Origin of the sequence: Streptococcus suis (genome assembly GCF_046032535.1) — a bacterium.
Taxonomy (GTDB): Bacteria; Bacillota; Bacilli; order Lactobacillales; family Streptococcaceae; genus Streptococcus; species Streptococcus suis_AK.
The window spans coordinates 24,842-35,502 of the sequence record NZ_JARQPL010000001.1 but is presented as its reverse complement, the minus strand read 5'-3'; the positions used below and the strand labels follow the sequence as shown (position 1 = coordinate 35,502).

Below are 10,661 nucleotides of genomic sequence, written 5' to 3'. Positions count from 1 at the left end.
GAAGAACTACTTCGTAAAAAGTAGTTCTTTGGCTTTTCCCATAATCGACTCTTTTTCAACGTAAACAATAATGCCTTTTGCAATCTGTAGTTCTACCAAGCTATCTGTTAGTTTGATAATTTTACCATGCAGTCCAGAGAAGAGGATAACCTCATCTCCAGCCTGTAAGGTTGATAAGTAGCGTTGGCGTTTTTCCAGTTGCTCCTCAAGAGCTTTTTGTTGTCGTTTACGATTGACATAAGACGTAAGTACAGGAAGTATGGTCGATAGAGCTACTAAAATAATTAGTGCATAGTAGAGTGTTTGTTGATCCATAATTGCTTATGCAAGGATGCCTAGCCAGCTACCCAAAATACCGATGATAACTGTCAAGATAACCAATTTATAGGTAGTCCATTTCTTGTTCTTGATGAGATAATAAACTAAAATCGTAAACAAGGCAGGAAGCAATGCAGGGGCAATCTTGTCTAACATTCCCTGGATGGTTACAATTTTCTGATCTGCTCCTTCTGTTAATTCACCCGCCGCAAAGGTAATTGGCACCGAAATTTTTACAAAGGTTACTGCTAAACCAGAGATAACTGTCACACCGATGATATTGGCTACCTTAGAAATTGTTGCCATTTGGTCACTCAATTTATCAATCACGCTGGTACCAAATTTATAGCCATACAATCCAGTCAATAACTTGATAGAGGTCAAGATAATGTTCATTCCAAGGAAGAAAAGAATCGGTCCCATAACCAGTCCTTGACCTGCTAGAGAGGCAGCAATCGTAGATAAAAGGGGAGCTAATACAAATTGTGAAAGTGAGTCACCAATTCCTGCCAACGGCCCCATCAGTGCCATCTTAATCCCACGAGTCTCTTCTTCTGGGAGATCATTTTCTAACATGACCAAATGAAGACTAGTAATGAATGGAAGAAAATGTGGATTGGTATTGTAAAACTCACAGTTTTCTTCTAAAGCTTTAGTTAATCCTTCTTTGTCGTCACCAAAATGCTTCTTAAAAGCTGGATACATGACATTTGCATAGCCAATCCCTTGATAATTACTGTAATTGAAACCATTCTGCAAGAAGAAGGCCCGTAGAGATGTGTTGAGATAATCTTTTTTAGTTAGTTTAGATCCAGTCATCGTGTGCTTCCTCCTGTTTCACTGCCACTTGTTCTGGTTTATTAAAGAATTCTTTAAGTGCAAAGATACTACCGACAATTGCGATACCAATTACAGGCAGTTGTAGATAGGCTGCACAAACATAGCCGAGCAACACAAATGGGATCAATTCTTTCTTAGCCATTACAGACAAAATCATTGCAAAACCGATAGCTGGAAGCATCTTACCTGCTACACTCAATCCGGTTAATAATACTGGCGGAATCATTTCAACCAATTTCAAAAGAGTATCCATTGAATAGGCACCCAAGAAACCGAGAGCAAATCCTAAAAAGGCGAAAGTAATCACTGTACCATTTGCAACACGTTTAAATTTAGAAAGGTTTCCTGCACGAAGATGTTTGATAGCTGATTCTGGAGCACCCGCATGTAGAGTATATGCTGAAGTTTGTAAGAATTGAATACCTACCGCAATAGGTGTTGAAAGTGCTAAAGCTGCTTCTGGTGTTACTTTTCCAGCACTTGTAATAGCCATCAAAGTACCAAAAATACCAGGTCCGATTGGATTTGGAGGAACGGTCCCCCCAGCACCAACACCAAATCCCATGTATGCCAGCTCACTGATAGCACCCATAGCTAAAGCCGTTGGTAGATCTCCTAAAATGATTCCGACCCCAAAAGAAAGCACGATACATCGGTTTGTGTAAAGCCCCAATAATAGACCGCTAAAACAGAAAGCTGTCCACAGACCAATAAGAGCTGCTTGAATTAGACTGATCGTCATGATAATTCTCCTTATTTTTTAAATATAATCCAATATATTAACTTCAACTGCCCCATCATTACCAGAAGGCGTTGTCTTTGTGTTGAAGCGAATCTTATAAACATCGTTCAACTCTCTCACTATAGCCTTATCTTCTGAACCAAAAAAGATAGACCGTGTTACTTGCGTTTTTCCAGGCGCATTATGAATATTTCCAATATTTAATTCTGTGATTGGTACTCCACCTTTAACCAAAGTTAGTGCATCTTGCAAATCTTTAATAACTAAGAAAATAGTTTGAGCAGGATTAGCCTTATGAATCACATCAATCACTTTCTGCAAAGAGAAGAAACGCATAGCTACTGAATCAGGAATAACCGTTTTCATTAATGTCTGCTGAATCTTATCCTCACTAACCTTATCATTTGCCACGATGACAGTATTACAACCTAAGGATTTAACCCATAGTTGTCCCTGTCCATGAATTAGTCGCTCATCAATACGAGCCATTACAATATTTGGTGTTGCCATTTTAACCTCCTACCAATATAATTCCCAATCTTTATAAAAACGAAGCAAAGCTTCTAAGTAATAATAATCGCCCCAAGTATTTCCTTCATTGACACCTTTTCCTGAATGCCAAGAGTAGACCCCATGTAAAAGCAATGGGCGACCTGGAGCTAACTCACGATTAGCATAGTTATCAATCAAGGACCGTAGCATCGTGTGCATAGCGTATTTATAAGTTTCCTTGTCCTCATCAACTTCTGGCAAATATTTAAGCATCTCGTGAATACCACAAACCGCTATTGCTGTCGCAGAAGAATCACGAGCGTGACCACTACCATCATTAAAAATTAAATCCCAATAGGAAACGTTATCCTCTGGCAAACGATTAAGAAAGTAGTTGGTTACTCCTTTAAACAAATTTAAACATGCGGGATCTTTAATTTTACGGTAAGCTAACGGAATACCGTAAATACCCCAAGATTGACCACGCGCCCAGGAAGAGTCATCACTAAATCCTTGTCGAGTAACCCCTTTGAGCGGTTTTCCTGTTTCAGGGTCAAAGTAATAGGTATGGAATGTTGAAGCATCATCTCGAATAACTGTATTAACAGAAGCGTAGAAATGACTAAGAGCTACATCATAATATTTCTGCTCACCTGTCTCCTCATAAGCAAAGAAAAGTAATTGTAAATTCAGCAAACAATCAATAATCAGTCGATAATCTTCTGCTTTACCAAGTTGCCCCCAGGCCTGAATAAAACCTCCCTTTTCTTGATAGCGCTCCATTAATTTATCAGCAGCCAAGAGCGAAGCTTCTAAAGCCTCTTTACTACCTGTCAATTTATAATCAGCTACCGTTGATGGTGAATACAGGAATCCCAAATCATGATGATCCAATTCAATTCTTTGTTTGACACGTTCCAAGAAAGATGTCGTATTCTTTTTTGCCAGCGCTTTCATTTTGTTATTCAAAGAATACTCATGTCCTAACCAAAGCGCACCCGTCCAAAAACCATTTGTCCACTCTGTATTATCCATCTTTGGATAATGGTTATCAAATGTGGCCGGAGTTGGGAACGACTCACCAAAATATTCACAATTGATAACAAGTTGTTGAATCGCCAATTCTATTGCAGCCTCAACTTCTTTCTTACTCAATAGAGTGGAATTTTCAAACTCTCTTTTTTTAGCAATCGACTCAATCAAAACGTCCTTAATCATACATCTCTCCCTCATATACCATCTTCAAATAACTCTTCATCATGGTTATCCTCTGCTAACAGACTGACAGAATCAACGATTCCATCTTTAGAAGTGGTAATCAATTTACCAACCAATTGTTCTAAATCATCTGTTAACCGTGAAAAATTCGCTTCCAAAATCATCGCAAGATTTAAACCTGAAAGAACGACAACATTCTGCTCTTTCTGTTCTGTTGCTAATTCTACACTAACTTTAAAAGGTGTACCTCCTAGTAAATCAGTTAAAATCAAAACTTCTCTTTCGCCTAATATAGCTGCTTTGATGCGTGCTTTTAGTTCTTGCGCCGACATTCCTTCACTAAAATCAATTGCCTCAATATTCTCCACCTCTCCTGCAATTAAATTTAGTGAAGTAAGAATCCCACTAGCAAACTGTCCATGAGCAACGACAATCACTTTAATCATAATTCTCTCCTTTTAACTTTACCGGTTTACCTACACTTTGTATTGTAGACTATTGACAACCACTTGTCAATAGATTTTATAAAAAAATGTAAGCGTTTTATATTTTGTTGGACTTTTATTAAAAAAATATTCTCCAGCTCCCTCTTTTCATAAACAGGAGCACCAAATCTCTCCATGTTTCCGTTCAAAATTTCCCCTGTAACATCTCACTTTCTCCCACATTCAATCCCGTTGGAGGCAGGAGAAAGTGAAAACGTTAAAATACAGTCCTTATTTTGAAATAAACTACTTCATCTTATCTCTAACACTTGTATAAGAGGACGCTAATTCTTGAATTGTGCCGAACTCTCCTTTAGTAGCTAATTGATTAAATTCCCCACCAATACCAAGAACAGTTGCACCAGCGTTAAACCATTCTGAAACATTATTAAGCTTTACTCCACCGGTTACCATGATTGAAACATGCGGTAATGGTCCTTTGATTGCAGTAATATAGTTTGTCCCCAAAACACTACCAGGAAACAGTTTAACCATTTCACAGCCTGCTTCCAAAGCATTTGTAATCTCCGTTAAAGTCATACAGCCCGGAAGATATGGCACTGCATAAAGATGACAGATTTTTGCAACTTCTATATTAAAAGATGGTGAAACAATATAACTTGCTCCTGCCATAATGGCTTGCCGTGCCGTTACAGAATCTAGAACCGTTCCAGCCCCAATTAAAACAGAAACATCATCTTTATGGCATCGACTAAGTTCTGTAATAATCATATTCGCATCAGGATTTGTATAAGCAACCTCTATAGCTGTAATTCCTCCTGCAATACAGGCCTGTGCCGTCTTAAATCCGACTTCTTTGTCATCTCCTCTAACGACTACAACAAGCCCTTGCTCCTTCAATTTTGAAATAATTTGTGATGGACTCATTTTTTCTCCTTTATCGTATAATGTCATTTTTCCCCTCTAATAAAGACTCAACTTTGCTAAGAGATTGCCGCATGTGATCCCCTTCTATGCTGCATTTATAAGTTCCACTAGCAACAGCAAAATCTAAAATCGCCTTTAACGACGTCCTCTCTAACAATTTATATAATGCCCCAGCAACAAACGCATCACCACTGCCAACACGTTGTAACACCTGAGTTTTCAATTCTTGAGAGCAACAAAATTCATCAGCTAATCCGTAAGCCTTATATAAATTTCTGCCTAGTTCATCTGTCTGCCTAAGCGTATGGAAGATTGCTTGGAACTTATAGGCTTCCTTTAAAGTTTGCATCCGTTCTCTTATTGTATGGACAGTAGCCGTATCTCTTTCAAATAATTCCCAATCTTTTTCATTAGCCATAATAGGTTCCAGACCAAAACAATAGTCTGCATAGGTCGCAAATTGCGAGAACACTTTTTTTGCATCTCTTAATCCAATCATCTTAGAACGCCAATTAAGATCCATCGAAATCGGAATTTTACGACGCTTTGCTTCTTTTAATACTTGAACAAGCCATGCCCTAACAGCTGAACCAATGGCCACGGTGATACCACTAAAGTGAACCAACCCAACCTCTAAAAACAATTGATCCATATCAAAATAATCGACTTGAATAGCTTCCAAACTAGACTGCCCCCGATCATAGTAGACTTGACTAGAACGGCAACCAAATCCTGCTTCCATGTAGTATACTCCCACACGTTCCCCCTTACGTTGAACACTGGAAGTATCAATCCCTTTCCCATCTAAGAAATCTAAAAATCTATCACCTAGAGAGCCTTGTGGTAGTGCGGTCAAAAGCTTGGTTTCACATCCAAATCCTTGAAGATTACAAGCGACATTGATTTCTGAACCTCCAAAAAACACACGACTTTCTACACCATCTGTCAATTCTTGATAGTTTGTTGGTGTAATGCGAATTAAAGGTTCACCAATCAGTAATACCTTCTTCATAACCGCCCCTCACTCTTTAACTTTCTAATACTGTTTTTAAATATGCTGCAATTGACTCGTCCTGACAGTTGGCAAAGAAATATTCTTGGAAATGTTCACCTGAAATAGTTTCTTTCAAAAAATCTTGATCAATTTCTTGAAGTACTGTCAGTAAGTCTTTATAGGTGACTGCTTTCATTTCATTCAAAATACGGGCATTTCGTTGTTCTGGAATAACGCGTTCACGGGGATAACCGCCCCCCATTTCCTCTGCAAACAGTCGCTCAAAAAGTAATTTGAGATTTAATTCAGCTCCCCAACCGAATCCCTTTGCAAATGGCAGAGACAAAGCATTTCCTCCATTTATCTGTGAAAAGAGGTATGCATCCGTCGGATCTACCGCGAAGCCACAAACTACCCCTGGAAAACTATTAGCCGCCAACATGGCACCTACCCCCGTGCCACAACCTGTAATAACAAAATCCGCTGCCTTACTAACTAGAAGGATTGAAGCCAGCAGACCATTTTGTACATAAGTCAACTGACTTTCTCCCTCTTTACCATACATTCCATAGTTAAAAACATGATACCCTTTAGCATCTGTTACTGACTTCAATGTTTCAAAAATAAGACTATTTTTAGCCGCCTGACTATTTTCATTAATAAGTGCAATTTTCATCGTTTTTTCCCTTCTTATATCAAAATTTGTTAAATTTGTTAATTCGTTTATTACGCTTCCGGCTGTTTACCAATGTAAGCTAGAATTCCTCCATCAACATAAAGAATGTGCCCATTCACAAAATTACTAGCATCACTTGCTAAAAAGACTGCTGGACCCATCAAATCCTCAGCTTCACCCCAACGAGCTGCAGGGGTCTTCGCGATAATAAATTGATCAAATGGATGACGAGAACCATCCTTCTGGAGTTCACGTAACGGAGCTGTTTGTGGAGTTGCAATATACCCAGGACCAATGCCGTTACATTGTATATTGGCTTCACCGTATTCCGAAGCAATATTCTTCGTCAACATCTTAAGCCCACCTTTAGCCGCTGCATAAGCAGACACTGTTTCTCGTCCTAACTCACTCATCATGGAACAAATATTGATAATTTTCCCATGTCCCTTTTTAATCATAGATGGAATAACCGCTTTAGAAACAATAAACGGAGCATTTAGGTCAATATCAATAACTTGACGAAATTGAGCTGCTGTCATTTCAATCATTGGAACCCTACGAATAATACCAGCATTATTCACTAGAATGTCAATAACTCCAACTTCTGATTCAATTTGAGCAACCATAGCCTGTATTCCATCCTCATCAGTTACATCGCAAACATAGCCATGCGCATTAATACCTGCTGCCCTATAGGCTGCCATTCCCCTATCAACCAACTCTTGATTAATATCATTAAAAACAATTGTCGCCCCTGCTTTGGCATAGGCTGATGCAATCGCAAAGCCAATCCCATACGATGCTCCTGTTACCAATGCAATTTTTCCTCTCAGAGAAAATTGATCCAATGAAAATTGCTGATTCATATTCGTAACTCCCTTGTATTTTATTTTGTAAAGCGTTTACAAATTGTATTGTAATATAGTAAACCGGTTTTGTCAACGATTTTTATCATTTATTTTAAATACTTTCAAAACGAATCTTGATATAATCTTATAAAATTCGAGTATCTTCATTCCCCAAGCAATAAAATATACTTAGCACAAATATGATTTTCTTCTTCGATTTTATCAATCATTAGTAAACATTTTACATGTCATTATTCATATACTATCCAAAATTGGCTATACTACATTCACGAAAGTAAACCATACAAAATGGGAGCGGGAAGTGATACGACAAACTCCCTCACTACCAATTTCCCACCTCAAACAATCTCCAGAATATTCGAAAAATCAACCACTCCTCCGAGATGTTAACAGGAACTCAAACACTAACATTTTTACCCTGTGTTTACTACTCTAAATAAAAAATACCCTATTGCAACGTGCAACAAGGTACCATCTATCTCAATCATATATTCTGTAATTCATTTTATATAGTCATATCAGTTTATCTTTGATTACTTCGACGAGCGAGGAAACGTCGTTTCCCTATTTCCAACCTAGAACAGATTTTAGGCTGTTTTAGCAACCTGTAGCTATTGAGGCGAACTTGTTTCGCCCTATCTCCAGCCTTCAAAGGATCCCGAACCTTTGAAGCGAGTACTAAAAGCAAACTAAATGACTATACCAAAAATACAATCATCAAATAAGAAATACCGTTGTTGAGCATATGTAGCGCAATCGGATAACGAATATCACGTTTGATCAGATAGAGCCAACCAAGATTGAGTCCCATCGTGAAATAAATCAAAAATTGGGGAAGGGTTGCCGGCATATGGACTAGACTAAATAAAGACCCCGTTACAACTAGAAATATTCCCACAGCCTTCATATCTGCTATTTTAGGGAAGAAATAGGTCGCTAAAAATCCACGGAAGATCAATTCTTCTAAAATTGGAGCAAAAACCACTACTGAGCTAAATGCAATCAAGGGATAAGCTGATACGAATTCGATTACAAGCTTTTGGTTTTCACTTTCTGGAACTGGTACAATAAATTGGAAGATAAAAAATGCAATATAGAGTAATATCGGCCATTGAATCTTATGGAACCATGAAGCTGTCACACGATAGTCAACAGAATGACGTGGATAGATATACTTCCATAACAGAATGATGAGCGCAATGGAGAGAACAAGACCAATTATCGCACAAATCCAAATTGTACTATCAATCAACTGGGCAGGAATGTCAGGAATCGTTTGTAAGGTTGGTCCTACCATGAGAAAACCTGAAGCAATTTGATAGGCAACAAAGTATAGAAATAGTAATGCAGCGTGTTTGATAAATTTCAACATAATCCCTCCCTAAAAGCTCAAGTCAACAATATTATCGACTCGTACCAACTTGGTTTCAAGCTCCCCATTCGCTAATTCACGAGAAATTTTAACCCATTCCTCATCAACTGCCAAAATGGTGTATTCATAAGTGATAGAAAATTCCTCATCAAAGCGGATTTTGGCTTTACTTCCGACCAATTCTTTCAATAAAACTGACATCTGATTTTCTCCTTTTGTAGTTTTCTGCAATTTTTTTACCCTAGCTTGCAATTGCTTCACTTTTTTCCTATCTAATAGAGAATTGAAAAATAGAAATCCTACTAGAATCCATAAAAATAATTCCATCCTATCCTCCTATATCAAGCCCAGACTCTGCATCAGTAACATCAACAAAAATCCGAGAAGATTATTCAGACTGTGTAGAATAAGTGCATTGGTATATTTGCCAGAAATACGAAAGGCAAGTCCAAGGACCAGGCCCATACCTCCGTAGACAACCCAAGATCCGATATTGGTCGGATTGTGAATAAGTCCAAACAGAAAACTCGATAGCAATAATCCCACAATCGAATCCTTACCAAAGACTTTCCCCATAAGAATCCCTCTGAAAAGCAGTTCCTCCAAAACTGGAGCAAAGAAAACTGCAAAGAGAAATAAAACTAAGGTTGGCAAGCCTGAATTGTTGATAATTTCCTGATTGGCAGTCGTCTGACCGTATCCCTCTTCCAGCATAATCAATTGCCCACCGATTATTTTCAGACCAAACATAACGATAAAGGCGAGGACTATAAAACCAACATTCGCACCCATCCCCCACTTCTGCTCACCTTTCCACAGACCTAATTTACCAGTCAAGATAAGACCAAGCAATACAGCAAGCAATATGAGCGCTGCAGCAATCAGTAGGTTAGTCCCATCAAAATTTGGTAGGGTAAACACAGCCATCTGGGTCAATACATTTAGTGCAACGACAGCCAGTCCCACAAAGAGAAATTTCCAATTTTTAACTACATTCCAATCTTTGACACTTCCAAGTCTATTCATAGCAATCTCCTTCACATACACTAAGTCAGTTTTCATTACTTTCTTTTTCGATCAATAGCAGAGCAGGCAAGCCCAAAACCATCGGCAAGAGGATATTCAGGGTTGACACATCAATTTGACCAGTAGCCAGCCACTCTCCGAAAATATAGCCAACTGCGTAGAGACCAAGGCCGATTATTAGGACAAGATAAATTTTCATAAACACTTTCATGTGCTAACCTCCATCTAAACTAAAAAAGTTTGATTTTCTTACGGTTAACAATATAGAAACTAAGGAATCCCACCAGGGTCAGAAGAACAACTGTCATGGGAGTAACAAACTGGAAATACTCCGCTGCAGATGTTCCACTTTCCTGTGGAATTTGTAACTGCCAGAGGCCAATACTAACCAGCAAACTCAAAACGGCAATCTGTAGGGCTTGAAACAGAGTTCGTTTCATCATTTTCTTCCGAGCCAATTTCACATCAGCCTTGGCAACCACCAATTTATCTAGACCCAACTGTTTGATAATGGCGTCCTGTTTAAATTGAGAATATACCAATGTCAAGAAGAGGCTGATTCCCATAACATCTTCTCCCAGCGCAAAGCTAACTAGGAAGCTCACCAGTGTCACTGTCATAAAGAGCATATACATATTGTTGCCGAAATTCGTCAAGGCCGCATAAGACACCTCGTCTAATTCACCAACAATATCGTAGAAATAACGAATTGCTCGAATGTGTAGATTATCCTTTTTCATA

The 10,661-nt window shown here is 38.5% G+C and carries 15 protein-coding genes; all 15 read right to left on the bottom strand.

The genetic code is table 11. From position 1 onward, the window contains the following. Nucleotides 1-6: 6 nt before the first annotated feature. Nucleotides 7-315 carry a preprotein translocase subunit YajC gene (locus tag P7J58_RS00195; protein WP_024399466.1) on the bottom strand — a complete coding sequence of 103 codons (309 nt, stop codon included), beginning with the start codon at nt 313-315 and terminating at the stop codon, nt 7-9. A 6-nt stretch (nt 316-321) separates the two neighbouring features. After that, nucleotides 322-1,137 carry a PTS system mannose/fructose/sorbose family transporter subunit IID gene (locus P7J58_RS00190; protein WP_002936073.1) on the bottom strand — a complete coding sequence of 272 codons (816 nt, stop codon included), beginning with the start codon at nt 1,135-1,137 and terminating at the stop codon, nt 322-324. Continuing rightward, complete coding sequence (locus P7J58_RS00185; protein WP_002936077.1) at nt 1,124-1,900, bottom strand: PTS mannose/fructose/sorbose/N-acetylgalactosamine transporter subunit IIC; 777 nt, start codon at nt 1,898-1,900, stop codon at nt 1,124-1,126. The genes P7J58_RS00190 and P7J58_RS00185 overlap by 14 nt, the downstream gene beginning before the upstream one ends. An 18-nt stretch (nt 1,901-1,918) precedes the next feature. Further along, nucleotides 1,919-2,410, bottom strand: coding sequence for a PTS sugar transporter subunit IIB (locus P7J58_RS00180; protein WP_002936080.1), 492 nt, complete (start codon nt 2,408-2,410; stop codon nt 1,919-1,921). A gap of 9 nt (nt 2,411-2,419) precedes the next feature. Continuing rightward, nucleotides 2,420-3,610 (bottom strand): glycoside hydrolase family 88 protein, encoded by a 1,191-nt coding sequence (locus P7J58_RS00175; RefSeq protein ID WP_024413068.1) that lies wholly within the window; start codon nt 3,608-3,610, stop codon nt 2,420-2,422. Between the two features lie 11 nt (nt 3,611-3,621). Then, entirely contained in the window at nt 3,622-4,056 is a 435-nt protein-coding gene (locus P7J58_RS00170; protein ID WP_408555358.1) for a PTS sugar transporter subunit IIA, read from the bottom strand. A gap of 285 nt (nt 4,057-4,341) precedes the next feature. After that, nucleotides 4,342-4,983, bottom strand: coding sequence for a bifunctional 4-hydroxy-2-oxoglutarate aldolase/2-dehydro-3-deoxy-phosphogluconate aldolase (locus tag P7J58_RS00165; RefSeq protein ID WP_024399468.1), 642 nt, complete (start codon nt 4,981-4,983; stop codon nt 4,342-4,344). A 10-nt stretch (nt 4,984-4,993) separates the two neighbouring features. Continuing rightward, a complete protein-coding gene (locus P7J58_RS00160) occupies nt 4,994-5,995 on the bottom strand; it encodes a sugar kinase (protein WP_408555359.1) in 1,002 nt (333 codons plus the stop codon). 16 nt (nt 5,996-6,011) lie between these two features. After that, nucleotides 6,012-6,653, bottom strand: coding sequence for an RpiB/LacA/LacB family sugar-phosphate isomerase (locus P7J58_RS00155; RefSeq protein WP_002936092.1), 642 nt, complete (start codon nt 6,651-6,653; stop codon nt 6,012-6,014). Between the two features lie 50 nt (nt 6,654-6,703). Further along, the gene (locus tag P7J58_RS00150; protein ID WP_105135053.1) at nt 6,704-7,519 is read right to left on the bottom strand and encodes a gluconate 5-dehydrogenase; all 816 of its coding nucleotides are present in this window, start codon (nt 7,517-7,519) and stop codon (nt 6,704-6,706) included. A gap of 700 nt (nt 7,520-8,219) precedes the next feature. Then, complete coding sequence (locus P7J58_RS00145) at nt 8,220-8,894, bottom strand: CPBP family intramembrane glutamic endopeptidase (RefSeq protein WP_222812400.1); 675 nt, start codon at nt 8,892-8,894, stop codon at nt 8,220-8,222. A gap of 9 nt (nt 8,895-8,903) precedes the next feature. Next, nucleotides 8,904-9,221 (bottom strand): hypothetical protein, encoded by a 318-nt coding sequence (locus P7J58_RS00140; protein ID WP_408555360.1) that lies wholly within the window; start codon nt 9,219-9,221, stop codon nt 8,904-8,906. Between the two features lie 9 nt (nt 9,222-9,230). Then, entirely contained in the window at nt 9,231-9,920 is a 690-nt protein-coding gene (locus P7J58_RS00135) for a lysostaphin resistance A-like protein (protein ID WP_408555361.1), read from the bottom strand. A 25-nt stretch (nt 9,921-9,945) separates the two neighbouring features. After that, entirely contained in the window at nt 9,946-10,131 is a 186-nt protein-coding gene (locus tag P7J58_RS00130) for a hypothetical protein (protein ID WP_408555362.1), read from the bottom strand. 19 nt (nt 10,132-10,150) lie between these two features. Then, nucleotides 10,151-10,660 carry a DUF3278 domain-containing protein gene (locus P7J58_RS00125; protein WP_408555363.1) on the bottom strand — a complete coding sequence of 170 codons (510 nt, stop codon included), beginning with the start codon at nt 10,658-10,660 and terminating at the stop codon, nt 10,151-10,153. Between the last annotated feature and the right edge of the window lies 1 nt (nt 10,661).